Source organism: Streptomyces sp. M41(2017), from assembly GCF_002078175.1.
Lineage (GTDB): Bacteria > Actinomycetota > Actinomycetes > Streptomycetales > Streptomycetaceae > Streptomyces.
In genome coordinates this window covers 1,423,252-1,448,165 of sequence record NZ_MWFK01000002.1, presented here as the reverse complement: position 1 = coordinate 1,448,165, position 24,914 = coordinate 1,423,252, and the positions used below count along the sequence as shown (strand labels likewise).

Below are 24,914 nucleotides of genomic sequence, written 5' to 3'. Positions count from 1 at the left end.
GTGACGCCTGCGCAAACTAACACTGTTCGGCGCACGGGGATCGAACGGGCTGCCGAGCCGGGCCCGGGAGTTGACTTTTCCTACTGGGCGGTAACAGACTCGGGTTACCGCAAGTAACATATCAGTGCAGCGCTGGAGGGGACATGGCCGAGTTCACCATGGAGCTCAACGACGAACAGAAGGAGGTCCGGGACTGGCTGCACGGCTTCGCCGCCGATGTCATCCGCCCCGCGGCCGCCGAATGGGACGAGCGCGAAGAGACTCCCTGGCCGGTCATCCAGGAGGCCGCGAAGGTCGGCATCTACTCCCTGGACTTCTACGCCCAGCAGTACTTCGACCCCACCGGTCTCGGCATCCCCATGGCGATGGAGGAGCTGTTCTGGGGCGACGCCGGCATCGCCCTGTCCATCGTCGGCACCGGCCTCGCCGCCGTGGGCGTCCTCGCCAACGGCACCGAGGAACAGATCGGCACCTGGATACCCCAGATGTACGGCGACGCCAACGACGTCAAGGTCGCGGCCTTCTGCTCCTCCGAGCCCGACGCGGGCTCCGACGTCGCCTCGCTGCGTACGCGCGCCGTCTACGACGAGGCCAAGGACGAGTGGATCCTGAACGGCACGAAGACCTGGGCGACCAACGGCGGTATCGCCAACGTCCACGTCGTCGTGGCGGCGGTCGACGCCGAGCTCGGCTCCAAGGGCCACGCCTCCTTCATCGTGCCGCCCGGCACCCCCGGTCTCTCCCAGGGCCAGAAGTTCAAGAAGCACGGCATTCGCGCCTCGCACACCGCCGAGGTCGTCCTGGAGAACGTGCGGATCCCCGGCTCCTGTCTGCTCGGCGGCAAGGACAAGCTCGACGAGCGTCTCGCCCGGGCGCGTGAGCGGGCCAGGACGGGCGGCGAGCGGGTGAAGAACGCGGCGATGGCCACCTTCGAGGCCAGCCGTCCCGCCGTCGGCGCGATGGCCGTCGGCACCGCCCGGGCCGCGTACGAGGTCGCCCTCGACTACGCCAGGACACGCGAGCAGTTCGGCCGCCCGATCATCGACAACCAGGGCGTCGCCTTCCAGCTCGCCGACATGCGCACGTCGATCGACGCCGCGCGACTGCTGGTGTGGCGGGCGTCGTGGATGGCGATCAACGGCAAGCGGTTCACCGCCGCCGAGGGCTCGATGTCGAAGCTGTTCGCGAGCGAGACGGCGAAGAAGGTCACCGGTCAGGCGATCCAGATCCTCGGGGGCAACGGCTACACCCGGGAGTACCCGGTGGAGCGCATGCACCGCGACGCCGCGATCTACACGATCTTCGAGGGCACCAGCGAGATCCAGCGTCTGGTGATCGCCCGGACGCTCTCGGGCATGCCGATCCGCTAGGCGGGGGCGAAGGGGCCGGGCGGCCGAGGAACGGCCCGCCCGGCGACGGTCCGGCCGCGGTGCCCGCGTCCGGGCGGGCGGTCAGTCGCCGGTCGGACCGCTGCTGTGCGCGATGCAAGCGACGTCGATCCGGTCGGCCAGCTTGGCCAGCTCGATGGTGAGCGCGGCGACCGTGTCCTCGTCGAGCCCGTCCTGGCCGGCCTCCACCAGGTGCAGCCACCGGCCGCCCACCGTGCGCAGCAGCTTGCTGACGTCGGCGGCCGCCACCTGCAACGTGCCGCGGTCGTCGACGATCAGGGGGAGGGTCACTTCGCGGTTCACAGGGGGGATCGTAGCTGCGGAACGCTCACGCTCCGTGCCATACGGTGGTGATGTTGCAGAACTCGCGGATTCCGTGCTCCGACAGCTCACGTCCGTAGCCGGACCGCTTCTCCCCGCCGAAGGGGAACGCCGGGTGCGAGGCCGTCATCCCGTTGAAGAAGACGCCGCCGGCCTCGATGTCCCGCACGAACCGCTCCACCTCGGCCTCGTCACGCGTCCACACGTTCGAGCTCAGCCCGAACGGGGTGTCGTTGGCGATGGCGACCGCCTCGTCCAGGTCGGCCGCCCGGTAGAGCGTGGCGACCGGGCCGAACGTCTCCTCCTGGTGGATGCGCATCTCGGGGGTGATGTCGGTCAGCACGGTCGGCGCGTAGTACCACCCGTCCGGGAACCCGTCGGGGCGTTCGCCGCCGCACAGTACGGTCGCGCCGTTCTCCACCGCGTCGTCGACGAGCTCCTCCAGGTCGGTGCGGCCCTGCTCGGTCGAGAGCGGTCCCACCTCGGTGTCCTCCTCGAGCGGATCGCCGACCTTGAGGGCCCGCATCCCTTCGGCGAAGTGCTCCGCGAAGGTGTCGAACACGTCGGTGTGCACGATGAACCGCTTGGCGGCGATGCAGGACTGTCCGTTGTTCTGCACCCGGGCGGTCACGGCGGTTCGCGCGGCCCGCTCGACGTCGGCGGACGGCATCACGACGTACGGGTCGCTGCCGCCCAGTTCCAGCACCGTCTTCTTCACCTCGTCGCCGGCCACCGAGGCGACCGCCCGGCCCGCCGGTTCGCTGCCGGTCAGCGTGGCCGCCTTGACGCGCGGGTCGCGCAGGATGTCCTCGACGGCTCCCGAGCCGATCAGCAGGGTCTGGAAGCAGCCCTCGGGGAAGCCCGCCCTGCGGAACAGGTCCTCCAGGTAGAGCGCGGTCTGCGGCACGTTCGACGCGTGCTTGAGCAGGCCCACGTTGCCCGCCATCAGAGCGGGCGCCGCGAACCGGACCACCTGCCAGAGCGGGAAGTTCCACGGCATCACGGCGAGCACCGGGCCGAGCGGCCGGTAGCGCACGAGGACGCGGGACGCGCCGGAGTCCTTCGCGTCCGCCGCGTCCGGGTGTTCGTCGGCGAGCAGTCCCTCGGCGCGGTCGGCGTACCAGTGCATCGCCTTGGCGCACTTGGCCGCCTCCGCGCGCGCCTGCTTGACGGGCTTGCCCATCTCGACCGTCATCACCCGGCCGATCTCGTCCTGGTCCTGCTCCAGAAGTTCGGCGGCCCGGTGCATCAGCCGCGCCCGCTCGGCGAACGAGGTCGTGCGATACGAACGGAACGTGGCCTCGGCGGCGGCGAGCCTGCGCTCGATCTCCTCGGCGCCGAGCGCGTCGTACGTCTTGAGCGTCTCGCCGTTCGCCGGGTTCACCGTCGCGATGGCCATGGGCCGACCTCCTGAGAGCGGGCTGTTGTCCGACCCTCCCGCGCCGCGGGGTCCGGCGCAACGCGGAGGGCTGGTGGGCGAGCCGGCGCACGTGGCCGAACGCCGACTCTCAGGCCGAGTGCTCCACCAGCCGGTCGAGAAACGTCGCCTGGGCGGACACGATGAGGGTCCGGGCCCGGTCCGGGGTCATCCACTCCACCCGGTCCAGTTCGGGAAACTCCTGGTGGCGGCCCGATTTCGGCGGCCATTCCATCGTGAAGGTGCCGGGCACCACGGCCGCCGGATCCAGATCCGCCTCGATCGCCCAGGCCGTGACGACCTTGCCGTTCGTCTGGGTGACCTCACCGAGCGTGACGGCCTCGCCGTCGGGCGGCGGCAGCCCCAGCTCCTCGCGGAACTCGCGGCGGGCCGCGTCCCAGGCGGTCTCGTCGGGTTCGTACTCGCCCTTGGGGACCGTCCAGGCCCCGGCGTCCCGCCGTGCGAAGAAGGGGCCGCCCATGTGGCCGAGGAGGACCTCGATGCCGTGCCCGGTGCGCCGGAACAGAAGCAGGCCCGCACTCCGCCTGGCCCTCCTGCCGCTCACGCCGTCACCTCGGGGTGGGCGGCGAGCAGGGTGTCGACCGTGTCGGCTTCGGCCGGGCGCTTGTCCTCGCGGTAGCGGACGACCCGAGCGAAGCGCAGGGTGACGCCGGCCGGATAGCGCGTGGACCGCTGCAGACCGTCGTAGGCGATCTCCACGACCAGTTCGGGCCGTACGGTCACCACGTGCCCGTCGTCCTCCACCGCCAGTTCCCGGAGCCGCTCGGTCTGCCAGGTGAGCATCGCGTCGGTCATGCCCTTGAAGGTCTTGCCGAGCATGGCGAAGGCGCCGTCGCCGGTGCGGGCGCCCAGGTGCAGGTTGGAGAGCTTGCCGGTGCGCCGGCCGTGCCCCCACTCGGCCGCGAGGACCACCAGGTCGAGGGTGTGCACGGGCTTGACCTTCAGCCAGGACGCACCGCGCCGGCCCGCGCTGTAGGGGGCGTCGAGCGCCTTCACCACGACACCCTCGTGGCCGCGCGCCAGCGAGTCGGCGAGGAAGCGCTCGCCGTCGTCGGCGTCCTCCGGTCCCGCCACGGGCGTCCGCCGGACCCGCATCGGTTCCGGCACGAGACGGGCCAGCTCCATGTGCCGTTCCGCGAACGGGAGGTCCAGCAGGTCCCGGCCGTCCACCGAGAGGGCGTCGAAGAAGACGGGGGAGACGGGCACGGCCTTCGCGGCCGTCGCCACGTCCACGCGGGACCCCACGCGCCCGGCCGTCTCCTGGAAGGAGCGCGGCCGGCCCCGCTCGTCCAGCGCGATCACCTCGCCGTCCAGGATGAACCGCTCGCCGCGCAACTCCCGTGCGGCGGACGTCAGTTCAGGGAGGCGGTCGGTGATGTCGTCGAGCGTCCGGGTGTAGACGCGCACCTCCTCGCCGTCGCGGTGCACCTGCACCCGGATGCCGTCGAGTTTCTCCTCCACCACACAGGCGCCGAGCTTGCCGACCGCCTCGGACACTGACGCGGCGCTGTGCGCCAGCATCGGCAGCACCGGCCGGCCGACCGTGAGCCGGAACCCGGACAACGCCTCCGGGCCGTCGGCGAGCAGGGCGCGCGCGACCGTCCGGAGCGAACCGGCGAGCATCACCGCGCGCCGTACGTCCCCGGCGGGTGTGCCGGTCGCCTGGGCGAGCCCCTCCACGGCGACGGCGTCCAGGGCGCCCTGGCGCACCTCCCCGGTGAGCAGCCCGAACAGGAAACGCTGCTCCTCCTCGGTGGCCGCCCCCATCAACTCTGCCACCAGTCGGGCCCGCTCGGCCTGCGAGCCGGTGCCGGACACCTGGCCGAGAGCGCTGAGACGGGCGTCGACCTCGCGCACGGTGAGGGTGGGCTCGGCGGCCGGCGGGACCCGGTCGCTCAGCACCTTCCAGCCGATGCCGAGCCGGCCCTGCGGCAGCCGGCCCGCCAGATACGGGATCACGATCGGCACGTCGTCCGGCTCGGCGTCCCGGAACAGCTCCGCGAGCAGAGCGGTCTTCCGGGACCGCGCCGAGGTGGCGGCGACCTCCTGGGACACATGGGCGAGCCGGCTCAGCAGCATGCAGCCATGGTGCTACGCGGACGCCGGGTTCACACCCGTACGGGGGCGGGCCGGTGACCTCGCGGTGCCGCGGCCGGGCGTTGTCCGTGCGGCGCGGGCGCCTACCGCCGCCCCCGTGCCACGGCAGCGTCCAGGTCGGTGAAGAGCAGTTCGCCGTTGAGGGTGGCCGCCGCGCGGTAGCCGCCGCTCGCCGCGTTCACGACCTGCTCGGCGAAGCCGGCGGCGTTGCCCGCGGCCCAGACGCCGGGCACGCTCGTCAGGCCGGTCGGATCGGTCACCGGATAGGAGCCGAACGGGGTCTCGGTCAGCTCTGCGCCCAGTCGTGCGAGCAGGCCGGTCCGCGGCACGGCCCGGGGAGCGACGAACAGCGCCGAGCGCGCGTGCGTGGACCCGTCGGTGAGGCGCACGCCGGTGAGCCGGTCGGCGTCCACCACCAGCTCCGCGACCTCGCCCGGCACCACGGCGACCCCGGCGGCGGCCAGCCGGCGCAGGTCCTCGTCACCGAGCTCGTCCTCCGCGACGGTGTGCAGGAACAGCGTGACGTCCTTCGACCACTGGGTCACCATCAGCGCCTGGTGCACGCTCATCGGCGTCGTGGCCAGCACACCGAAGGCCTCGTCGCGAACCTCCCAGCCGTGGCAGTACGGGCAGTGCAGCACATCGCGCCCGAAGCGCTCGGCGACGCCGGGCACGGCGGGCAGCTCGTCGGCCAGGCCCGTGGTGACGATCAGCCGACGCGCGTGGACGGCCCGCCCGGACCCGAGCGTCACGTCGAACTCCCCGGTGCCGTCGCGGACCACGTCCACCGCGTCGTCACGCACGATCTCCACCCCGTAGCCCTCGACCTCCCGGCGGCCCTCGGCGAGGAACGCGGCGGGCGGCATGCCGTCCCGGGTCAGATAGCCCTGCAGGTGCGCGGCGGGCGCGTTGCGCGGTTCGCCCGCGTCGACGACGAGGGTGCGGCGCCGGGCCCGGCCGAGGACCAGGGCGGCCGACAGTCCGGCCGTGCCGCCGCCGACGACGACCACTTCGTATGTCTCGGTCATGGTGACCACCTCCGCCCCGAACGTCGCCGATCGACGACGGATTGACAAACGGCTTTGCCGAATCTGCAATGTGGGGATGAGCGAGGAGACGTCCACGGGGACGAACGACGGGAGCAGGCCGGGCGCGACGGGGGACGCCGGGACGGACGAGGTGCTGGCCGAGGTGGGCCCCCGGCTGCGCCGGATCCGCAAGGACCGCGGGGCCACGCTGGCCGGGCTGTCCGAGGCGACCGGCATCTCGGTGAGCACGCTGTCGCGGCTGGAGTCGGGTCTGCGCAAGCCCAGCCTGGAGCTGCTGCTGCCCATCGCGCGGGCGCACCAGGTCCCGCTCGACGAACTGGTCGGCGCTCCGCCGGTCGGCGACCCGCGGGTGCGGGCCGAGCCCATCGTGCGCGGAGGGCGCACGCACTGGCCGCTGACCCGCCAGCCCGGCGGCCTCCAGGCCTACAAGGTGCTCGAACCGCAGCGGTCCATGACCCCGGACCCGCGGACCCACGAGGGCTACGAGTGGCTGTACGTGATGGCCGGGCGGCTGCGCCTGGTGCTCGGCGAGCACGACGTGGTGCTCGGTCCCGGGGAGGCGGCGGAGTTCGACACACGGGTGCCGCACTGGTTCGGGTCGACGGGGGAGGGGCCCGTCGAGTTCCTGAGCCTGTTCGGGCCGCAGGGGGAGCGGATGCACGTGCGGGCCCGGCCGAAGGTGCGCGGCCAAGAGATCTGACCGCCGGAACGCTCCACCGGGGAGTGGCGAAGACGACGGGCGCCCCCTGTTCCCAGGTGGGCAAGCGACCGCTTAGTATGCGATCGACCCCGGTCAGACGACGCAGTCCCCTGGAGGCCCCGCATGCAGGCATGGCAAGTGCACCAGAACGGCGAGCCCGCGGAGGCGATGCGCCTCCAGGAGGTGGACCGGCCGACGCCCGGTGACGGCCAGGTCCTGCTCACGGTCCGCGCCGCCAACATCAACTTCCCGGACGCGCTGCTGTGCCGCGGCCAGTACCAGGTCAGGCCGCCGCTGCCGTTCACGCCCGGCGTGGAGATCTGCGGCGAGACCGAGGACGGACGCCGGGTGATCGCCAACCCCGTTCTGCCGTACGGCGGCTTCGCCGAGTATGCGCTCGCGGACGCCGCGGCCCTCCTGCCGGCCCCCGACGCCCTCGACGACGCCGAGGCCGCGGCCCTGCACATCGGCTACCAGACGGGCTGGTTCGGCCTGCACCGCCGCGCCCGCCTGGAGGCCGGCGAGACGCTGCTCGTGCACGCCGCGGCCGGCGGGGTCGGCAGCGCGGCCGTACAGCTCGGCAAGGCGGCCGGCGCGACCGTCATCGGCGTCGTCGGCGGCGCCGACAAGGTCGCCGTGGCACGGGAACTGGGCTGTGACGTCGTCATCGACCGGCGCGCCGAGGACGTCATCGGCGCGGTCAAGGAGGCGACCGGCGGACGCGGCGCGGACGTGATCTACGACCCGGTCGGCGGCGACGCCTACACCCAGTCCACCAAGGTCGTCGCCTTCGAGGGCCGGATCGTGGTCGTCGGCTTCGCGAGCGGCAGCATCCCGAGCCCGGCGCTCAACCACGCCCTCGTGAAGAACTACGCGATCCTCGGCCTGCACTGGGGCCTGTACAACACCAAGAACCCGAAGCTCGTCCAGCACTGCCACGAACAGCTCACCGAGCTGGCCACCCGCGGCGCGATCAAGCCGCTGGTGAGCGAGCGGGTCCCGCTGAGCGGGGCCGCCGCCGCCGTGCAGCGGGTCGCCGACGGGGTCACCACCGGACGGATCGCCGTGGTGCCCGCACTGGAGAACGGAGCCGCCGCATGACCGACGCAGCCGAACTGCGCCGCCGCACCCAGGAGTTGCTGGCCGCGCACCCGCCCGCCGAAACAGAACGTCTGGACTTCCTCAAGGCCCGCTTCGACGCCGGACTCGCCTGGGTGCACTACCCCGAGGGCCTCGGCGGACTCGGCGCACCCCGCCGCCTCCAGGCCGTGGTCGACGCCGAACTGGCCGCCGCGGGCGCGCCCGACAACGACCCCCGGCGCATCGGCATCGGCCTGGGCATGGCCGCGCCGACGATCCTCGGCTTCGGCACCGAGGAGCAGAAGCGGCGCTTCCTGAGGCCCCTGTGGGTCGGGGAGGAGGTGTGGTGCCAGCTGTTCAGCGAGCCCGGCGCCGGCTCGGACCTCGCCGCGCTCGGCACCCGCGCCGTCCGCACCGACGCCGACGCACCCGAGGGCGGCGGCGACTGGGTGATCAACGGGCAGAAGGTGTGGACGTCCAGCGCCCACCTCGCCCGCTGGGCCATCCTCATCGCCCGCACCGACCCGGACGTGCCCAAGCACCGGGGCATCACGTACTTCATCTGCGACATGAGCGACCCCGGTGTCGAGGTGCGGCCGCTGCGCCAGATCACCGGCGAGGCCGAGTTCAACGAGGTCTTCCTCACCGACGTCCGCATCCCCGACGCGCACCGCCTCGGCGAGGTCGGTGACGGCTGGCGGGTCGCGCAGACCACGCTGATGAACGAGCGCGTCTCCATCGGCGGCATGCGCATCCCGCGCGAGGGCGGCATGATCGGCCCGGTCTCGAAGACCTGGCGCGAAAGGCCCGAACTGCGCACCCACGACACGCACCAGCGCCTCCTGAAGCTGTGGGTCGAGGCCGAGGTCGCGCGGCTCTCCGGCGAACGCCTGCGCCAGCAGCTCGCCCAGGGCCAGCCGGGACACGAGGGCTCCGGCATGAAGCTCGGCTTCGCCCGGCTCAACCAGGAGATCAGCGGACTGGAGGTCGAACTCCTCGGCGAGGAAGGCCTCCTGTACGAGGACTGGACGATGCGCCGGCCGGAACTGGTCGACTTCACCGGCCGGGACGCCGGCTACCGCTACCTGCGCTCCAAGGGCAACAGCATCGAGGGCGGGACCAGCGAGGTCCTGCTGAACATCGTCGCCGAACGCGTCCTCGGCCTGCCGTCCGAGCCGCGCACCGACAAGGACGTCGCATGGAAGGACCTCGCCCGATGAGCCAGGTGAGCACCGAGCCCGATCTGCTCTACACGGAGGAGGAAGAGGCGCTGCGCGCCGCCGTCCGCGACCTCCTCACCGACCGCTGCGCCGCGGCCGACGTCATCACCCGCGGTGAGTCCGCCACCCCGCACGACCCCGAGTTGTGGAAGGCCCTCGCCGACGGCATGGGCCTGGCCGGACTCCTGGTGCCCGAGGACCAGGGCGGACAGGGCGCCACCCACCGCGAGGCCGCCGTGGTCCTGGAGGAACTGGGCCGCGCGGTCGCCCCCGTTCCCTATCTGACGAGCGCCGTCGTCGCCACCGAGGCGCTGCTGGCCTGCACGGGAGCCGACGCGGCCGAGCTGCTCGCCGCCCTCGCCTCCGGCCGCACGGTCGGTGCCCTCGCCGTCCCGCTCAGCAGCGGGCCCGGAGCCGCCCTTCGCACCGTCCCACTGGAAGGCGGCGCGCTGCACGGCGAGTTGACGGGCGTCGCCGACGCGGCCGCCGCCCACGTCCTGCTCGTCCCGGCCGACGACGGCGGGCTGTACGCGGTCGACGCGGACGCCGTCACGGTCACCCCGCAGGTCTGCCTCGACCCGACCAGGCCGCTCGCCCGCGTCACGTTCGAGGGGGCGCCGGCACGACTGCTCACCGACGACGCGTCGAGCGCGGTCCGGCGCGGGCTGCGGGCCGGTGCCGGACTGCTCGCCTCCGAGCAACTCGGCCTTGCCGACTGGTCGTTGACGGAGACCGTCCGCTACCTCAAGGAGCGCAAGCAGTTCAACCGGCCGGTGGGCGGCTTCCAGGCGCTCAAGCACCGGCTGGCCCAGGTGTGGCTGGAGGTCGTCAACACCCGTGCCGCAGCCAGGAACGCGGCGGACGCGCTGGCCACCGGCAGCTCCGACGGCGACATCGCCGTGGCCGTCGCCCAGGCCTACGCGGCGCCCGCCGCCGTCCACGCGGCGGAGGAGGCGCTCCAGTTGCACGGCGGGATCGGCATGACGTGGGAGCACCCGGCGCACCTGTACCTGAAGCGCGCCAAAGCCGACTCGATCGCGTACGGCACGGCGGGCGCGCACCGCGCCGCACTGGCGGACCTGGTCGACCTCCAGGCCCCCTGAACCGACCTCACCCGGCCCGGCCCTGCCCTCGGCCCGGGTGCCGGTTCCGAGAGGAGTCCGAGAGCAGTCCGGAGAGGCCCGCCCCAGCTCGGGGCGGGCCTCTCCCGTGCGCCCGTCCTCCGTCCGAAGGAACCGGCCGGACGGACGACGGGGCGTCACCGGCCGCGCGGTACGCGGCGGAACGCCCGGATCCGGTCAGGTGAACACCCCACGGCGCTCCGGCCAACTCCCGCACCGGCAGGGTTTCCTGACCACTGCCGGACCGCATACTCCCTGAGGTCCCGTACGGCACCCCTCAAGGGAGGCAGAGCATGGCCCTCACCACCCGCCGCAGAGCCCTCGGCACCCTCGGCGCCGCCCTCGCCGGCTCGGTCGCGTTACCCGCGTCCCGGGCCCTGGCCGCCGACGCGAAGCCGCGCACCCGTCCCCTGTGGCGCGCACACGCCCACAACGACTACGACCACCCACGCCCCCTCCTCGACGCCCTCGACCACCGCTTCGGCAGCGTCGAGGCCGACATCTACCTCGTCGAGGGCCAACTCCTCGTCGCCCACGACCCGGTGGACCTCGACCCCACCCGCACCCTCGAATCCCTCTACCTCGCCCCGCTGGCCGCCCGCGTCCGCGCGCAGCACGGCTCGGTCTACCGGGGACACCGCACCCCGCTGCAACTCCTCGTCGACATCAAGACCGAGGGGGCCTCGACCTATCGCGAACTCGACCGCCAACTGCGCCGCCACCGGCACCTGTTCACGACGTACGCGCACGGCCGGGTGCGTCCCGGGCCCGTCACCGCCGTCGTGTCCGGGGACCGCGCCGCCCGCGCCCCGATGGAGGCGCAGACCGTCCGGCACGCGTTCTACGACGGCAGGCTCGCCGACCTCGGCAGCGCCGCGCCCGCCTCCTTCGTCCCGCTGATCAGCGACAACTGGACACTCGCCTTCAGCTGGCTGGGCGCGGGACCCTTCCCGGCCGTCGAACGGGCCAAGCTGCGCACCATCACGGCCGGCGCGCACCGGAACCGGCAGAAGGTCAGGTTCTGGGCGACTCCCGACGTCGCGGGCCCGGAACGCGAAGCCCTGTGGCGCGAACTGCTCGCCGCCGGCGTCGATTACCTCAACACCGATGACCTGGGCGGTCTCCAGGAGTTCCTGGACGCCCACGACCGCAGGTAGAAGACCACTCGTTCGGCGGACACGTCAGCCGCCCGGACGAACTCCCCGCTGGGCCACACTTGCGGCCGAACGCCGCGAAGCGGACGTGGCGGAGGAGGTTGACGATGGCCATTTCCATCTCTGCGGTGCTGCTGCTCCTGGTGCTGGCGGTGATCTTCCTGCGCAACGGGCTGAAGTTCTCCCACGCACTGGTCTGCGCCCTGCTGGGGTTCCTGCTGGCCAGCACGAGCATGGCGCCGACGATCCACAGCGGACTCACCGCCACCGCGGACATCGTCGGAAGTCTCACGCCGTGACACTCCGGGGCGTGCCCGTGCGGGCAGCCCCGGAGCCACCGGCGGGACGGCGTGTCACGGGCGGGAGAACACCCCGATGCCGTTCGGTACAGGGCGCTCCGCGCCGCCGGTCGGATGGTTGAGGACGCTGACGGTGTCGGAGCCCGGCTGCCGGGCGACCATCGTGGTGGACCCGCCGCCGTCCAGGCTGAAGGCGTCCTCGGATCCCACCCTGCGCATCGCGGCGGTCACTTCGGCGATGGTGAGCCCTCCGCGGAACTCCGGGGCACCGTCGAGGGCGAGGAGTTGCAGCCGGTGCCCGTGGTCGGAGAAGCCCACGGCGGTCCGCACGGCCGAGGTCCTGTCGTCCAGGCCCGGCAGGGGCACACCGCCGGTCATCATCGGATAGCCGCCCACCGCGAAGCGGTACGGCACCCGGGACGACCCGGAGACCAGCCTGTGCCGCACGAGCACGTGCTCGCCGACCGACAGCTTCCGCAACGACCGGGCGCCCGCCTCACGCCCCACCAGGACCGTCGTGCCCGGTGCGATGCCGCCACCGCCCGGAGTGTCGGCGACGGACGCGACCCGACCGTCCCGGACCGTCACCTCGTAGGTGTCGGAGCTGCACGGCGCGGCCCGCTCGGTGTCCGTCCCGCAGGTGGCGCGCAGTCGGGAGACGGAGCCCCAGTCGGAGGTGAACGCGCCCACGGAACCGACCGGGAGCGCGTACTGGTTGAATCCGCCGAGCGGCCAGGTGCCGTCCTCGCTGCGGACCGAACCGTCGAGGTCCAGTCCGTCCAGCCGCGCCCGGCGGTCGACGCCGACCCCGAACACGTCGTTCGTGTGGGTGCCGGGCGGCAGCGCGGGCCCGAACCGCTGGCCGTCCGGGACCGCGGCCTTGAGGGCGTGACCGCTCGCGATCGCGGGCCCGACGGTCGCACCCGTGGCCTCGACGCCCGGGTGCTGGGACTCCTCGATGTTGAAGAAGTCGCCGTTGACACCGGCCACCGCTCCCTGTCCGGCGGCCAGCCGGGACACGGGCTCCCGCGACGCCACGGCTCCGGGGTGCAGCAGGTCGACCCGCACATGGGGATTGCGCAGGTCGACGGTCAGGACGTGCGCGTGGGCCACACCCTTCGCGGCGGGGATGTCCAGCTCGCTGTACTCGACACCGGGCGCGATGGCCCCGGTGTCCTCCGCGCCGCTGGCCGGTGCCGCCCCCACCAGGGCGGCAGCGGCCAGCGCTCCGCATGCCGTGAAGACCGTCAGTGCCGATCCGAACCGTGCGTCGCGACGCGTCACCGTGCCCCCTGATGTCTCGTCAACTTTCCCAGGACTCAGGGGGATTGCACCAGAGGACGGTGCCCGGGCCGGTGGCTAGCGGCCGACGACCCGGGAACGGATCAGAAAACGCACTCCTTCGGGTGCTTCGAGGGAGAAGCCGCTGCCCCGGCCCGGCACGACGTCGACGGTCAGGCGGGTGTGGGCCCACAGGTCGTACTGGCTCTTCGACATCCAGAACGTCACCGGTTCCTCGACGCCCTCGACCTCCAGCTCGGCCAGCAGCACGTCCGAGCCGCCGGTGCGGAACTCGCCGGCCGGGTAGCACATGGGCGCGCTGCCGTCGCAGCAGCCGCCCGACTGGTGGAACATCAGGGGCCCGTGCAGACCGTGCAGGCGTCGCAGCAGATCGGCGGCGGCGGGGGTCAGCCCCACGCGCGCGACGTCGTCGTCCTTGTCGTCGTCCATCGGTACGTCCCGTCGGGTGTCACGGCTCGGGCCTCACGGCCTTCCCGCAGGGTGCGGGACCGCGCGTCGGGCGAGCGCCGGCGCGGGGCGTCGACCAGCACACCACCCGGGACGTTGCGACGGGGTTGCACCCGGGCGCACAAAAGGCCGGCCCCGGTGCGCCCGCGGGAGGCGGGTCGTCACCGGGGCCGGTCAGGTGCGCGGCCGGGGGCCGTCCCGTGCGGGGACGGGGGAGCGGGCGGGTCCGGTCAGCAGATGCGCGGCAGCTGTTCGCCGAGCGGCATGTCGACCACGCGGGTGCCGCCCAGGCCGGTGGCCGCGACGACCATGCCGGGGTGATCGGGAACGCACTGGCCGATCACCACGGACTCCTTGCCCAGCGGATGCGCGCGCATCGCCTCGAGGACGGCGTCGGCGTGCTCGGGCGGCACGAACGCCACCAGCTTGCCCTCGTTGGCCACGTACAGCGGGTCGAGGCCGAGGAAGGCGCAGGCGTTGGCGACCGTGTCCGGGATCGGCAGCGACCGTTCGTCGAGCGCGATGCCGACGCCCGACGCCGCGGCGATCTCGTTCAGGGAGGTGGCCAGACCGCCCCGGGTCGGGTCGCGCAGCACATGGAGGTCACGGCAGGCCGCCAGCATGTCCGCGACGAGCCCGGCCAGCGAGGCGGTGTCGCTCTGGATCTCGACGCCGAACTCCAGCCCCTCCCGCACACTCATGATGGCCACGCCGTGCACCCCGATCGGCCCGCTGACCAGGACCACGTCACCGGGCGCCGCACGCTGCGGGCGGATGTCGACGCCGTCCTGGATCAGGCCGATCCCGGCGGTGTTGATGAAGATGCCGTCGCCGTGCCCCGCGTCGACCACCTTGGTGTCGCCGGTCGCGACGACCACGCCCGCGGTGCGGGCCGCCTCGCCCAGGGCCTCGGCCACCCGGCCCACGACGGACAGCTCGATGCCCTCCTCCAGGATGAACCCGCAGGACAGATAGGCGGGCGCGGCCCCCGCCATGGCCAGGTCGTTCACCGTGCCGTTCACGGCCAGGTCCCCGATGCTGCCTCCGGGGAAGAACAACGGCCGGACGACGAAGGAGTCGGTGGAGAAGGCGAGGCGGGCGCCGCCCAGGTCCAGGTGCGCCGAGTCGCCCAGCTCGGCGAGCACGTCACTGCCGAAGGCGGGCGCGAACAGGTGCTCCACCAGCTCGGCGGAGAGCGTGCCGCCCCCGCCGTGCCCCATGACGATCCTGTCGTGGTCGCGCAGCGGCGCGGGACAGGTCCAGGAGGAGAAGTCGACCGGAGCCGACGCGGAGTCAGCCAACGGAACTCGCCTCCTTGTCCGGGGTCTCCAGCCGCCGGTACAGGTAGTACGCGGCACACGCGCCCTCACTGGAGACCATCGTCGCGCCCAGCGGACTGCGCGGCGTGCACTCCTTGCCGAACGCGGCGCACTCGTTCGGCTTGATGAAGCCCTGGAGCACCTCGCCACTGCGGCAGACGGTCGACTCCTGCGTGTCGATGCCGGTCACCGAGAAGCGGTGCTCGGCGTCGTACGCGCGGTACTTGGGCGAGAGGCGCCAGCCGCTGGCCGGGATCATGCCGATCCCGCGCCAGGCCCGGTCGGTCACCTCGAACACGTCCGCCAGCATGGCCTTGGCCGCGGGACTGCCCTCCGCCTGCACGGCCCGCGGATAGGCGTTCTCCACCGTGTGCTCGCCGGCCTCCAGCTGCCGTACCGCGCGCCGGATGCCCTCCAGGATGTCGAGCGGTTCGAACCCGGTCACCACGATCGGCACCCCGTGCTCCTCGGCGAGTTCGGGATACTCGGCCATGCCCATCACCGTGCAGACGTGCCCGGCGGCGAGGAAGCCCTGGACCCGGCAGTCCGGCGAGCGCATGATCGCGTCGATGGCCGGGGGGACCCGGACGTGCGAGACCAGCAGGCTGAAGTTGGAGATGCCCAGCTTCTTCGCCTGGTAGACGGTCATGGCGTTGGGCGGCGCCGTCGTCTCGAAACCGATGCCGAAGAACACGACCTGCCGGTCGGGGTTCTCCTGCGCGATCTTCAACGCGTCCAGCGGCGAGTAGACGACCCGTACGTCCGCGCCCTCGCTCTTGACCTTGAACAGGTCGCGTCCGCTGCCGGGCACCCGCAGCATGTCGCCGAACGAGCAGAAGATCACGTCGGGCCGGGAGGCGATCTCCAGCGCCTTGTCGATGATCTCCAGCGGGGTCACGCAGACCGGGCAGCCCGGTCCGTGGATCAGCTCGATCTCCTCGGGCAGGAGCTGGTCGATGCCGTGCCGGATGATCGAGTGCGTCTGGCCGCCGCAGACCTCCATGAGCGCCCAGGGCCGCGTGGTGACGGCTCTGATGTCGTCGAAGAGCCGTTTGGCGAGGACCGGGTCGCTGAACTCGTCCAGGTACTTCATGGCCGCGCCTCCTTCTCGACGCCGTCCGTGGGCGGCAGTCCGGTTCCGGCGGGACGTTCGGCGCCCGCGTCCCGGGCCGCCCGGCCCCACGCGTCGCCGAACTCCTCCTCCAGCACCCCGAGGTTCTCGAACAGCTCCAGGGTCTGTTTCGCCGACTCCTCGTCCAGCCGCTGCAGGGCGAACCCGACATGGACGATGGCGTAGTCCCCGACCCGCATGTCCGGCACGTACTCCAGACACACGTCCTTGACGACGCCGCCGAAGTCCACCTTGGCCATCCGCGTCGCGTCGCGTTCCTCGATCTCCAGCACTCGGCCGGGTACGGCCAGACACATGACGCGCTCCTCGCTAGTCCTGTGCTCGGGCGGCGACGATCAGCTGCCCGAGGGCGAGACCGCCGTCGTTGGGGGGAACCCTGCGGTGCCGCAGCACGGTGAAGCCGTCCCGTTCGAGGACGGCGGCACAGCCCTCGGTGAGCAGGGCGTTGCAGAACACCCCGCCGCTCAGGGCCACCGTGCGGATTCCGGTGCGGTCTCGTGCCACCGCGCACACCTCCTGGACCAGGGCGACCACCGCCCGGTGGAACCGCCGCGCCACCGGCCCGGCCGTCACACCGCCGAGGACGTCCGCCGCGGCGGCGGCCAGAACCGGTCCCGGATCGGCGGTCAGCGGCGCCGCGCGGTCCTGGCGGCCCGTTCTCAGGATGAACCGGTACACGTCGTCGCGCTCGTCGTCGGCGAGCGGACCGGTCAGGTCGCCCAGCGCCGCGTTCTCCAGCTCCATCGCCGCCTGCGCCTCGTACTCGACCCGGTGGCAGACCCCGGCGAGCGAGGACACCGCGTCGAACAGGCGGCCCATGCTGGAGGTGGGCACACAGTTGAGCCCACGCTCCAGCTGCCGTGCGAGCAGCCGGCGCTCCTCGGGCGTCGCGGCGGCGACGCACGGCAGCTCGTCCGTCCAGGGCAGGTCGGCCGCCCGCAGATGGGACAGCGCCATCCGGTACGGATTGCGCACCGCCGCGTCGCCGCCCGGCAGCGGCACGTATCCCAGACGGGCGAACCGCCGGTATCCGTCGTAGTCGGCGAGCAGCACCTCACCGCCCCACACCGCGCCGTCGTCCCCGTAACCCGTCCCGTCGAAGGCCACGCCGATCACCGGCGCCGAGCCGTCGAGGCCGTGTTCGGCCATGCAGGAGGCGACATGCGCGTGGTGGTGCTGCACCCGGCGCAGCGGCCGTCCCCGTGCCTCGGCGGTGCGCACGGCCCACTGCGCGGAGCGGTATCCGGGATGCCGGTCGGCGACCAGCAGCCGCGGTGCGACGCCGGTGAGGTCCGTGAGGTGTCCGGTGGCCCGTTCGAAGGCGGTCAGCGTGGCGAGGTCGTCCATGTCCCCGACGTGCGCGGACAGCCAGGCGTAGCGGCCGTCGCCGGCGCAGAAGGTGTTCTTCAGATCGCCGCCGACGGCCAGCGCGGGCAGCACCGGGACCGGCAGCGCGACCGGGAAGGGGGCGTAGCCGCGCGACCGGCGCACCGGCAGCTCGGCGCCCGCGCAGACCCGGACCACCGAGTCGTCGCAGGGCACGTGCACGGGACGGTCGTGCGTGAGCCAGGCGTCGGCCAGCCCCGCCAGCCGGGTCAGCGCCTCCTCGTCGTCGGTCACGATGGGTTCGCCCGCGCGGTTCCCGCTGGTCATGACGAGGACGGCGGGGCCCGGTGGATCACCGGGCAGACCGAGCAGCAGCCGGTGCACCGGCGTGTACGGGAGCAGGAAGCCGAGGTCCGGGCTCCCCGGCGCGACGCCCGGTGCGACGGCGTCGGACGAGGTGTCCCGGCGCCGCAGCAGGACCACCGGTTTGCGCGGCCCGAGCAGCAGTTCCTCCTCGGCGGGGCCGAGGTGGGCGAGGCGCCGCACGGTCTCGGGGGAGTCGGCGAGCACCGCGAAGGGCTTGCCGCCCCGGTTCTTGCGCTTGCGCAGGGCGCGGACGGCCGCGGGGTCGCCCGCGTCGCAGGCCAGGTGGTAGCCGCCGATCCCCTTGACCGCCAGCACGGCCCCGTCGGCGAGCAGCCGACGCGCCTCCGCCAGGGCCTCGGCGTCGCGCGGCGCGCGGAGGTCGCCGGGTCCGGTGCGCAGGGTGAGCCGGGGCCCGCAGGCATGGCAGGCGATCGGCTGGGCGTGGAAGCGCCGGTCGGCCGGGTCGGCGTACTCCCGGGCGCAGTCCGCGCACATCGGGAAGTCCGCCATCGTGGTGTTGGCCCGGTCGTACGGCAGCGCCGTCACGACGGTGAAGCGGGGGCCGCAGTGCGTGCAGGTGATGAACGGGTGCCGGTGACGCCGGTCGGCGGGGTCGGCCAGCTCGCTCATGCAGGCGTCGCAGGTGGCGGTGTCGGGGGAGACCAGCGTGCGCCCCTGGCCGCCGGAGGAGGGGCGGATGGTGAACACGGAGCCGTCGTTCTCCAGGGGCAGGGCACGTTCCTCGACGGACTCCACCACGGCGAGCGGCGGCGGCCGGGTCCCGATCCGGCCGCAGAACGCGGCCACGGCGGCCGCCGGGCCCTCCACCTCGGCCTCGACACCGGCCGCGTTGTTGGTGACCCAGCCGGACAGGCCGTACTCCTCGGCGAGGGTGTAGACGAACGGCCGGAAGCCCACACCCTGCACGACGCCCCTCACGGTGACGTGCCGGCGCTCGCGTCCCGGGATCCCCGTCACGGCGCGTTCCCCCGTGTCCCGGCCGGGACGGGTGCCGCTCCGGGCCCGTCGTCGTGCCGGCGTCGCCCGCCGGACGAGGGTCCCCGCGCGTCGCCGTGATCGTGATCGCCGTCGTCGTGGACATGCGGCCCGGTTCCGTCGCCGTGGTCGTGACTCTCCAGGTACCGCTCGTGCTCCCGGGCCAGGACGGGGACGTGCGCCTCCTCGCCGTCCGCGGCGCGCAATACGTGGGCCAGCAGCGCGTCCACACCCGCACCGGTACGGGCCGAGGTCTCCAGGACCGGTACTCCGGGGTTGACCTGCTCGACCCCGCGCAGGAACGCCTCCCGGTCGAAGCCGACGGCGTCCGCGACGTCCGTCTTGGTGATCACCACCAGCTGTGCGAGGCCGAAGGCCGTCGGGTACTTCACCGGCTTGTCCTCGCCCTCGGTCACCGACGCGAGCGCGATGCGCAGCGTCTCGCCGAGGTCGTAGGAGGCGGGGCAGACGAGGTTGCCGACGTTCTCGACGAACAGCAGCCGGGTGCCCTCGGGCATCCAGCCCTCCAGCCGCCGCCGGAGCATGCCCGCCTCCAGGTGGCACAGCCCGTCGGTGAGGATCTGCCGGACCGGGGCGCCCGATCGGGCCAGCCGGGTCGCGTCGTTCTCCGTCGCCAGGTCGGCGGTCACGGCCGCGGCCGGGACACCGTCCGCCACCGCCCGCGCCAGCAGTTGTTCGAGCAGCGCCGTCTTGCCGCTGCCCGGACTGGACAGCAGATTGACCGCGACCGCGCCGCGGTCACCCAGGTAGCCCCGCAGCGCCAGCGCGTTCTCGTCGTTCCTCGCCAGCACGGCCTGATGCAGATCAACGGTGCGGCACATGGCCCGCCTCCTCGTCGCGTGTCGGCAGCCCGGCCACCGCGGGCCGCGGCCCGGCCCCCGCGCTCTCGGCGCCCGGCGGCCCGTCGGCGAGCACCACCCGGACGATCTCCAGTTCCCGGCCACCGAGCAGGGTCAGCGTCGCCCCGCACCCGGTGCACCAGAGCACCGGCGGCATCCCGGTCGGTGCCTCGCGGCCGCAGCCCTCGCACCGCCCCCGACCCTCGACCGTGTCGATCAGCAACCGGGCCCCCGCCAGCGCGGTCCCCTCCGTCGCCAGGGCGAACGCGAAGTCCAGTGCCTCGGGCACCACCCCGGCGAGCTCACCGATCCGCAAGGTCAGGGACGCCACCGCACGTCCCTGGTCCCGCACGGCCTCCTCGACCTGCTCGACGACGGCCACGGCGATCGACAGCTCATGCACGGCCGTCACCCCCTGTGACCGACGTCCCCCCGAGTGCCGCTCCCGGGTGGGTGGCGAGCGCGCCGCTGGCTACTCTGAGAAGACGATGACTGGCCACGAGGTCGAGCGACGCGCCCTGCTGACCCCGGTGCTGCTCCTGCTGCTGGCCGAACGCCAAGGCCACGGTTACGAGCTCGTTCAGCGCCTGGGCGCGTTCGGCTGCGCCGAGGCCGACCCGGCCCACGTGTACCGGCTGCTGCGGGGCATGGAGAGCAGCGGTGAGGTCACCTCGCACTGGCTCGCCTCGGAGAGCGGTCCCGCCCGCCGGGTCTACGCGATCACCCAGCAGGGCGCCATGAACCTCGCGCTGTGGTTCGTCCGCCTCGGCGACCTCCACGGCACCCTGCACCTCTTCCTGGAGCGGTACGTGCAGCTCGACGGCGTCGCCGGCCGGCCGGGCCGCGAGGGCGGAGGCCCGGGTGTCGCCGGCGGCGGTTCGCCCGATCACGCGCGTACGCCGGATCACATGCGCCGCATGCGCAAGTAGCGGCGGATGTCCGACAGGTTCCGGGCGAGCCCGTAGGCCACCACCAGTCCCGCGGCCACGCCGACCCATTGCCATTCCATGCCTGCCTCCATCGTCGTCAGCCTCTCTGCGGTACGGCGCTGTCGCGGCGCACCAGGTCCAGCACCAGGTCGGCGGCGGCGTCCACGACCGCGGCGACCGGGGGCGTCAGACCCATGCCCTCGTCCGTCGCGCCGGGCTCGCAGCCGATGACGTACACCTCGTCGGGAAGGGTGCCGCCCGCCCCGGCGTGCAGGTCGTGCAGCAGCGCCAGCACGGTGGCCGGGTCCATCGCGTGGGTGTCCAGCGGGCCCGGTGCGGGCCGCTCCGCGGGCACCTCCGGGCCGACGTCGATCGTGTAGAGCGTGCCCGGTGTGCCTCCCCGGCCGACGAGGTCCACCAGGACGAGGGTGCGGTAGCCCTCCAGCAGCCGGTAGGCGAGGTGCACCCCGCGGATGCCGACGTCCATCAGCTCGACGCCGGGCGGGAGTTCGGGCATGCGGGCGGAGAGGCGCCGTACGGTCTCGACGCCGAAACCGTCGTCCTGGAGGAACACGTTGCCGACCCCGGCCACCAGGACCCGCCCGGTGGCGTCGGGCGCGGCCGCGCCGTCCGGTTCCGTGGACCCGGTGCCGCTCATGGCGCCGCCTCCTTCCCGTCCCGCGGCCGGTCCCCGAGGGGAACCACCTCGTCGGGCTTGAAGTAGAGGAAGCGGCCCTGGGCGCGCCGCAGGTCGGTCCCGGGATCGTCGTCCACGACGACGGCCAGGTGGGTCTCGCCGTCGAGGTCGCCGACCACGGCCTCGACCGTGGCGTGCCGGCCGACGAGGAAGGAGTCCTGGGCATCGGAGCGGCGGGCGCCGGGGGTGAGCCGGACCCGGCTGCCGGCCCGGACCGTCGCGCCGTCGATGACCACACCGTCCGGGACCTCCGGGCCGTCGGGGTCCCGCGCCGGGTCCCACCAGGGGGGCCCGGGGCCCTCCGGCAGGGTGAGCCCGCTCTCCGCCCCGGCCGGCGGCTCGCCCGGAGCGTCCTCCCCGGTGATGTCGCGCAGGCCCCGGATCGCCCCGTGCAGGCGCTCCCGCACGGCCTCCGGCATGTCGTCGACGAGGTCGATGACCTCCGCGGCGCGTGCGTCCGTGCCGCGGGCCTCGCGCTTCTCCCGCTCGGTGAGGGCGGCCGTACGCAGGGAGAGGATCTCGTCGATCTCGGTGGCGTCGTAGAGGGGCCCCGGGCTCTCGTCGGCGACGGCGGGGTGGTCCTCCAGGATGATCGGAGAGGAGAGCATGACGTCCTCGGTGCCGGGAGGTCCCGCGAGCACCGGCCAGGTGTGGTCGTTCGAGCAGCCCGCGACGAGCGGCCGGGCCCATTCGGGCGGATCGGTCAGTGACAGGAACCGTCCGCCGGGCACACCGAGCAGCAGATGGGCGCCGATCATGCTGTGGGCGAGGGCCGTCTCCCGGTCGTTCCCGGCGTCGTCCTGCGCGGCGGTGGTGTTGTGCACGCTCACCGTCAGCCGCAGCACCCGGTAGGGGCCGGGCAACTCCTCGGCTTGTGGCCGCAGTTCTCCGGTCAGCCGTTGTCGGTGCCGCACCAGCCGGCCCACCGTCCGGCCCTCGGCGTCGGTCACCGGTTCGTGCTCGACGGCGGCCGGCAGGTCGAACCGCACGGCGTGCGTGGCAGCCTGATCCCCCGTCAGTTCGGCGAAGGTCTCGTGGACCAGGACGCGCTCCTCGTGTCCCTCGTCCCAGGGAACCAACACCCGGTCGGACAGCTCCAGTTCCGGCACCTCGGTGTAGCCGCCGTCCGGGTCGAGCCGCTCGACCGTGCGCCGCCGGACGTGCAGGAAGCGCAGCTCGGCGTGGAGCCGGTCGCCGTCGCGTGGCTCCAGCAGGCATTCGGTGCGCTGGACGGCGTGTTCCCCGGTGGTGGCGGTCCAGGCCGGCGGCACCAGGACGCCGAACTGCCAGCGCAGTTGGTTCTTCGCGGCCGACGCGCGGTACGGGTAGAGGACGTACCCCTCGAACAGCACCGCGTCCGCCACCGCGCGGGCCTGCTCGAACCCGTACTCCAGCGGGTTCCTCATCTCACTCGACCCCCTTCGCCTCGGTGCTCGCGAGGAGTTCCTCGAAGACCCGCTCCCAGGACGGCAACGCCCTCGAGGACCGGTAGCGCCGCAGCGCGTCCAGTACGTCGAGCCGGACGCGCAGCCAGCCCGAGTTGGGGAAGTACTGCTCGATCATGGTCCGCCACACGTCCACCGGCATCCGGTACGCGGTCTCCTTGTGCCAGGGCACCGGCTCGGCCCGGAATCCGTCGCGGCCGGTGAACACCGTGCCGGAGAAGAGCAGCAGCAGGGGAATCTCCCCGCGGGACAGCGCCCGGAAGTACGAGGCCGAGGCCACCTCCGTGTCATAGGTGCAGGGCACCGGGAGGTCGACCTCCGTCGCGCCGGTGAACCCCGGCACGGTGATCGAGGCGTGGGCGAACTGGAGGGGCTTGAGCGTGCTGCTCCAGCGGTCCGGCTCGCCGAACAGGTCGCCCAGCATGCCGACTTCGTCCGGGTCGTACGCGCGGCCCGCCGGCTCGATGCGGATCTGGCAGCGCAGTGCGACGGCGTGCACCGGCTGGTGGTCGGCCTCCTCGATGCGCAGCCCGAAGAGCAGCGTGGGCCCGGCGCCGTAGGGTTCGGGGCGCACACCCGTGCACGTGAAGCGGAGATCGGTCACGGAGTCCCCCCGGAGGGCCTGCCCGTGGTCCCGGACTCCGCCGGGGCCGGCGATCCGGAACCGGCGGCCGTCGAACGGTCGGGCTCCAGGGGCCGGGCGGCCGCCGTGATCCGCTCGAAGAACTCCGCGATGTCGGCGCGTGCCTCCGCGCCGCCGTCGAAGCCCTTCCAGTGCAGCCGCATCCGTCCGACGAGTTCGTAGCAGACGTCGACCGGGACGAGTGTGCACGTCACCGGGGTGCCGCGCTCGTGGTGCAGCAGCAGTGCCTCCACGTCCGGTTCGAGGATGTCGGCGAGCCGGCTGCGCCCGAGGACCGCGTCCCAGGTCCGTGGGTCCAGTTCGCTCTCGGTGGCGCCCGCCGGACTGGGGTAGAAGGCCGCGAGCCGGTCGAGGCCGGAGTTGCGGAAGAAGAAGGCGAGCGCGACGGGGATCTGCAGCCGGTTCCAGTCCGTCTCCTCCAGTTCGAACCCGGGATCGGTGAGGTACCGGGCGGGGACGGCCCGGAAGCGGCCCTGCCCCGCCCCGGGCCGGGTGAACAGCAGGTGGCAGGGCGGACAGGCGCACTTCAGGGACCGTCGCGTGGTGTCGACGAGATGCCGGTGCTCGGCCGGCAGCGGTTCACCGCACAGGTCGCAGCGCTCACCGGCCGGGGGTGGCCGGCGGGTGAACTGCTTCAGCACGTCGGCGGTCACGGTCCCGCCCCCAGCAGCTCGCCGGGCAACGCCACCCGTACCTCGCCGTCCTCCTCCAGCAGCGGCACGGGCTCCAGGTGGGCCCGGTCGCCCCGTCCCGCCCGGTGCACGTCGAACGTGGCGGCGCACTCCGCGCAGCGCAGCGACTCACCGTCCAGCAGCGCGGGGGCGAGGCTCGCGGCACACACCGGGCAGCGGTCGCGGTAGGCGAGCAACCGGCCCGGCAGCCGGACCAGGAGCAGGGCGCGGCCGGACACCTCCGTGACGCCGGTGGACGGTTCGCCCGAGGGCAGGGCGCCGGGACCCAGGAGGTGCCAGCGGGCCTGGCCGTCCGCACGCTCCGGTGGGCCGGCGGCGGCCGGCGCGTCGTCCGGGGGATGCGGGAGGATCTGGAGCAGGGCCGGCTGCGCCTCGTCCTCGGTCACGCCCTCCACCTCGATGTGCGCGACCTCGGGGGCGATCCGGGCGACCGCCTCCTCGATGGTCCAGCGCACGGTCTGGGCGGAGGAGGGACAGCCGTCGCAGCTGCCGCGCAGCCGGAGCCGCAGCGTCGGGCCGTCCGCGGCCTCCAGGTCGAGCCCGGCCACCTCGACGTCGCCCGCGTGCGAGCCGAGATAGGGCCGGACCTTGTCGAGGGCCCGGCCCACCCGGGTCGCGGTGTCCTCGGGATGAAGGTCGTGCAGGATCAGCAGGTCGCTGACCAGTTCGTCGGCGGTGAGCACGGCGATCGGGTCGGCGCCGTGCGGCGCGGCGCCCAGCAGCCGTACCGCACGTTCCAGGCCCTCGCCGTAGAACTCCACCAGAGAGCGCACCAGTTCGTCCGCGGTGTCGCGTGCCTCCGGTCCCGCCCGCTGTGCCAGTTCGTCGAGCAGCGCCTCGATGCGCTCACCCGTCTCCTGTCCGGCCATCGGCAAGCACCTCTCCTGAGGAAG

Annotated in this window: 26 protein-coding genes; 8 read left to right on the top strand and 18 right to left on the bottom strand. The window is 73.2% G+C overall.

Features of this window, described 5'->3' with window-relative positions; genetic code table 11:
- The first annotated feature begins 143 nt into the window (after positions 1 to 143).
- The gene (locus tag B0675_RS32075) at positions 144 to 1,370 is read left to right on the top strand and encodes an acyl-CoA dehydrogenase family protein (RefSeq protein ID WP_081223107.1); all 1,227 of its coding nucleotides are present in this window, start codon (positions 144 to 146) and stop codon (positions 1,368 to 1,370) included.
- An 81-nt stretch (positions 1,371 to 1,451) separates the two neighbouring features.
- On the opposite strand, the gene B0675_RS32070 is transcribed toward B0675_RS32075, so the two are convergent.
- The 5 genes from B0675_RS32070 to B0675_RS32050 form a co-directional block, all read right to left on the bottom strand.
- Entirely contained in the window at positions 1,452 to 1,691 is a 240-nt protein-coding gene (locus tag B0675_RS32070; RefSeq protein WP_081223106.1) for a DUF6213 family protein, read from the bottom strand.
- A gap of 25 nt (positions 1,692 to 1,716) precedes the next feature.
- Positions 1,717 to 3,108 (bottom strand): NADP-dependent succinic semialdehyde dehydrogenase, encoded by a 1,392-nt coding sequence (locus B0675_RS32065; protein ID WP_081223105.1) that lies wholly within the window; start codon positions 3,106 to 3,108, stop codon positions 1,717 to 1,719.
- 109 nt (positions 3,109 to 3,217) lie between these two features.
- A complete protein-coding gene (locus B0675_RS32060; protein ID WP_081223104.1) occupies positions 3,218 to 3,691 on the bottom strand; it encodes an NUDIX domain-containing protein in 474 nt (157 codons plus the stop codon).
- Positions 3,688 to 5,226 carry an ATP-dependent DNA ligase gene (locus B0675_RS32055; RefSeq protein ID WP_081223103.1) on the bottom strand — a complete coding sequence of 513 codons (1,539 nt, stop codon included), beginning with the start codon at positions 5,224 to 5,226 and terminating at the stop codon, positions 3,688 to 3,690. Before B0675_RS32055 ends, B0675_RS32060 begins: the two co-directional genes overlap by 4 nt.
- Positions 5,227 to 5,327: 101 nt before the next feature.
- Positions 5,328 to 6,272, bottom strand: a complete 945-nt coding sequence (locus B0675_RS32050) for an NAD(P)/FAD-dependent oxidoreductase (RefSeq protein ID WP_081224008.1) — start codon at positions 6,270 to 6,272, stop codon at positions 5,328 to 5,330.
- Between the two features lie 76 nt (positions 6,273 to 6,348).
- Between B0675_RS32050 and B0675_RS32045 the strand changes: the two genes are divergently transcribed.
- The 6 genes from B0675_RS32045 to B0675_RS32020 all read left to right on the top strand — a co-directional run bounded on the left by B0675_RS32045 (position 6,349) and on the right by B0675_RS32020 (position 11,867).
- Entirely contained in the window at positions 6,349 to 6,993 is a 645-nt protein-coding gene (locus tag B0675_RS32045) for an XRE family transcriptional regulator (RefSeq protein ID WP_241540070.1), read from the top strand.
- A 123-nt stretch (positions 6,994 to 7,116) separates the two neighbouring features.
- Positions 7,117 to 8,094, top strand: coding sequence for an NADPH:quinone oxidoreductase family protein (locus B0675_RS32040; protein ID WP_081223102.1), 978 nt, complete (start codon positions 7,117 to 7,119; stop codon positions 8,092 to 8,094).
- Positions 8,091 to 9,293 carry an acyl-CoA dehydrogenase family protein gene (locus B0675_RS32035; RefSeq protein WP_081223101.1) on the top strand — a complete coding sequence of 401 codons (1,203 nt, stop codon included), beginning with the start codon at positions 8,091 to 8,093 and terminating at the stop codon, positions 9,291 to 9,293. The genes B0675_RS32040 and B0675_RS32035 overlap by 4 nt, the downstream gene beginning before the upstream one ends.
- Positions 9,290 to 10,396 (top strand): acyl-CoA dehydrogenase family protein, encoded by a 1,107-nt coding sequence (locus tag B0675_RS32030; RefSeq protein WP_241540069.1) that lies wholly within the window; start codon positions 9,290 to 9,292, stop codon positions 10,394 to 10,396. The genes B0675_RS32035 and B0675_RS32030 overlap by 4 nt, the downstream gene beginning before the upstream one ends.
- Positions 10,397 to 10,707: 311 nt before the next feature.
- Positions 10,708 to 11,571 carry a phosphatidylinositol-specific phospholipase C/glycerophosphodiester phosphodiesterase family protein gene (locus tag B0675_RS32025; protein ID WP_081223100.1) on the top strand — a complete coding sequence of 288 codons (864 nt, stop codon included), beginning with the start codon at positions 10,708 to 10,710 and terminating at the stop codon, positions 11,569 to 11,571.
- Positions 11,572 to 11,675: 104 nt separating this feature from the next.
- A complete protein-coding gene (locus B0675_RS32020) occupies positions 11,676 to 11,867 on the top strand; it encodes a hypothetical protein (RefSeq protein ID WP_081223099.1) in 192 nt (63 codons plus the stop codon).
- 54 nt (positions 11,868 to 11,921) lie between these two features.
- Here B0675_RS32020 and B0675_RS32015 read toward each other — a convergent pair whose 3' ends face one another.
- The 8 genes from B0675_RS32015 to B0675_RS31980 all read right to left on the bottom strand — a co-directional run bounded on the left by B0675_RS32015 (position 11,922) and on the right by B0675_RS31980 (position 20,018).
- Positions 11,922 to 13,151: a phosphodiester glycosidase family protein gene (locus B0675_RS32015; RefSeq protein WP_081223098.1), complete on the bottom strand. Its 1,230-nt coding sequence runs from the start codon at positions 13,149 to 13,151 to the stop codon at positions 11,922 to 11,924.
- Between the two features lie 75 nt (positions 13,152 to 13,226).
- A complete protein-coding gene (locus tag B0675_RS32010) occupies positions 13,227 to 13,598 on the bottom strand; it encodes a DUF779 domain-containing protein (protein ID WP_081223097.1) in 372 nt (123 codons plus the stop codon).
- A 248-nt stretch (positions 13,599 to 13,846) separates the two neighbouring features.
- Positions 13,847 to 14,917 (bottom strand): hydrogenase expression/formation protein HypE, encoded by a 1,071-nt coding sequence (gene hypE / locus B0675_RS32005; protein ID WP_081223096.1) that lies wholly within the window; start codon positions 14,915 to 14,917, stop codon positions 13,847 to 13,849.
- On the bottom strand, positions 14,910 to 16,028 hold the full coding sequence (gene hypD / locus B0675_RS32000; protein ID WP_081223095.1) for a hydrogenase formation protein HypD: 1,119 nt from the start codon (positions 16,026 to 16,028) through the stop codon (positions 14,910 to 14,912). The genes hypE and hypD overlap by 8 nt, the downstream gene beginning before the upstream one ends.
- A complete protein-coding gene (locus B0675_RS31995) occupies positions 16,025 to 16,363 on the bottom strand; it encodes a HypC/HybG/HupF family hydrogenase formation chaperone (RefSeq protein ID WP_081223094.1) in 339 nt (112 codons plus the stop codon). The genes hypD and B0675_RS31995 overlap by 4 nt, the downstream gene beginning before the upstream one ends.
- A gap of 13 nt (positions 16,364 to 16,376) precedes the next feature.
- Positions 16,377 to 18,737, bottom strand: coding sequence for a carbamoyltransferase HypF (hypF, locus tag B0675_RS31990; RefSeq protein ID WP_107482887.1), 2,361 nt, complete (start codon positions 18,735 to 18,737; stop codon positions 16,377 to 16,379).
- Positions 18,734 to 19,597 carry a hydrogenase nickel incorporation protein HypB gene (hypB, locus tag B0675_RS31985; protein ID WP_081223093.1) on the bottom strand — a complete coding sequence of 288 codons (864 nt, stop codon included), beginning with the start codon at positions 19,595 to 19,597 and terminating at the stop codon, positions 18,734 to 18,736. Before hypB ends, hypF begins: the two co-directional genes overlap by 4 nt.
- On the bottom strand, positions 19,581 to 20,018 hold the full coding sequence (locus B0675_RS31980; protein ID WP_081224004.1) for a hydrogenase maturation nickel metallochaperone HypA: 438 nt from the start codon (positions 20,016 to 20,018) through the stop codon (positions 19,581 to 19,583). The genes hypB and B0675_RS31980 overlap by 17 nt, the downstream gene beginning before the upstream one ends.
- Positions 20,019 to 20,103: 85 nt before the next feature.
- Between B0675_RS31980 and B0675_RS31975 the strand changes: the two genes are divergently transcribed.
- Positions 20,104 to 20,544: a helix-turn-helix transcriptional regulator gene (locus tag B0675_RS31975; protein WP_081223092.1), complete on the top strand. Its 441-nt coding sequence runs from the start codon at positions 20,104 to 20,106 to the stop codon at positions 20,542 to 20,544.
- A gap of 97 nt (positions 20,545 to 20,641) precedes the next feature.
- Here B0675_RS31975 and B0675_RS31970 read toward each other — a convergent pair whose 3' ends face one another.
- Genes B0675_RS31970 through B0675_RS31950 form a run of 5 tightly spaced genes read right to left on the bottom strand, consistent with a single transcriptional unit; the run spans position 20,642 to position 24,890 of the window.
- Positions 20,642 to 21,202: a hydrogenase maturation protease gene (locus B0675_RS31970; RefSeq protein ID WP_081223091.1), complete on the bottom strand. Its 561-nt coding sequence runs from the start codon at positions 21,200 to 21,202 to the stop codon at positions 20,642 to 20,644.
- Positions 21,199 to 22,647, bottom strand: a complete 1,449-nt coding sequence (locus B0675_RS31965) for a hypothetical protein (RefSeq protein ID WP_081223090.1) — start codon at positions 22,645 to 22,647, stop codon at positions 21,199 to 21,201. The genes B0675_RS31970 and B0675_RS31965 overlap by 4 nt, the downstream gene beginning before the upstream one ends.
- 1 nt (position 22,648) lies before the next feature.
- On the bottom strand, positions 22,649 to 23,290 hold the full coding sequence (locus B0675_RS31960; protein ID WP_081223089.1) for a DUF6084 family protein: 642 nt from the start codon (positions 23,288 to 23,290) through the stop codon (positions 22,649 to 22,651).
- Positions 23,287 to 23,982 carry a DUF5947 family protein gene (locus B0675_RS31955; RefSeq protein ID WP_241540068.1) on the bottom strand — a complete coding sequence of 232 codons (696 nt, stop codon included), beginning with the start codon at positions 23,980 to 23,982 and terminating at the stop codon, positions 23,287 to 23,289. The genes B0675_RS31960 and B0675_RS31955 overlap by 4 nt, the downstream gene beginning before the upstream one ends.
- Positions 23,979 to 24,890, bottom strand: a complete 912-nt coding sequence (locus tag B0675_RS31950) for a NifU family protein (RefSeq protein WP_081223088.1) — start codon at positions 24,888 to 24,890, stop codon at positions 23,979 to 23,981. The genes B0675_RS31955 and B0675_RS31950 overlap by 4 nt, the downstream gene beginning before the upstream one ends.
- Between the last annotated feature and the right edge of the window lie 24 nt (positions 24,891 to 24,914).

Coding starts and splice junctions, on each gene's coding strand:
- B0675_RS31965 (WP_081223090.1), bottom strand. CDS start 22,647: ATGAGGAACCCGCTGGAGTACGGGTTCGAGCAGGCCCGCGCGGTGGCG.
- B0675_RS31950 (WP_081223088.1), bottom strand. CDS start 24,890: ATGGCCGGACAGGAGACGGGTGAGCGCATCGAGGCGCTGCTCGACGAA.
- hypB (WP_081223093.1), bottom strand. CDS start 19,597: ATGTGCCGCACCGTTGATCTGCATCAGGCCGTGCTGGCGAGGAACGAC.
- B0675_RS32055 (WP_081223103.1), bottom strand. CDS start 5,226: ATGCTGCTGAGCCGGCTCGCCCATGTGTCCCAGGAGGTCGCCGCCACC.
- B0675_RS32065 (WP_081223105.1), bottom strand. CDS start 3,108: ATGGCCATCGCGACGGTGAACCCGGCGAACGGCGAGACGCTCAAGACG.
- B0675_RS32010 (WP_081223097.1), bottom strand. CDS start 13,598: ATGGACGACGACAAGGACGACGACGTCGCGCGCGTGGGGCTGACCCCC.
- B0675_RS32045 (WP_241540070.1), top strand. CDS start 6,349: ATGAGCGAGGAGACGTCCACGGGGACGAACGACGGGAGCAGGCCGGGC.
- B0675_RS32050 (WP_081224008.1), bottom strand. CDS start 6,272: ATGACCGAGACATACGAAGTGGTCGTCGTCGGCGGCGGCACGGCCGGA.
- B0675_RS31995 (WP_081223094.1), bottom strand. CDS start 16,363: ATGTGTCTGGCCGTACCCGGCCGAGTGCTGGAGATCGAGGAACGCGAC.
- B0675_RS32040 (WP_081223102.1), top strand. CDS start 7,117: ATGCAGGCATGGCAAGTGCACCAGAACGGCGAGCCCGCGGAGGCGATG.
- B0675_RS31975 (WP_081223092.1), top strand. CDS start 20,104: ATGACTGGCCACGAGGTCGAGCGACGCGCCCTGCTGACCCCGGTGCTG.
- B0675_RS32020 (WP_081223099.1), top strand. CDS start 11,676: ATGGCCATTTCCATCTCTGCGGTGCTGCTGCTCCTGGTGCTGGCGGTG.
- hypD (WP_081223095.1), bottom strand. CDS start 16,028: ATGAAGTACCTGGACGAGTTCAGCGACCCGGTCCTCGCCAAACGGCTC.
- B0675_RS32025 (WP_081223100.1), top strand. CDS start 10,708: ATGGCCCTCACCACCCGCCGCAGAGCCCTCGGCACCCTCGGCGCCGCC.
- B0675_RS32035 (WP_081223101.1), top strand. CDS start 8,091: ATGACCGACGCAGCCGAACTGCGCCGCCGCACCCAGGAGTTGCTGGCC.
- B0675_RS31970 (WP_081223091.1), bottom strand. CDS start 21,202: ATGAGCGGCACCGGGTCCACGGAACCGGACGGCGCGGCCGCGCCCGAC.
- B0675_RS32075 (WP_081223107.1), top strand. CDS start 144: ATGGCCGAGTTCACCATGGAGCTCAACGACGAACAGAAGGAGGTCCGG.
- B0675_RS32030 (WP_241540069.1), top strand. CDS start 9,290: ATGAGCCAGGTGAGCACCGAGCCCGATCTGCTCTACACGGAGGAGGAA.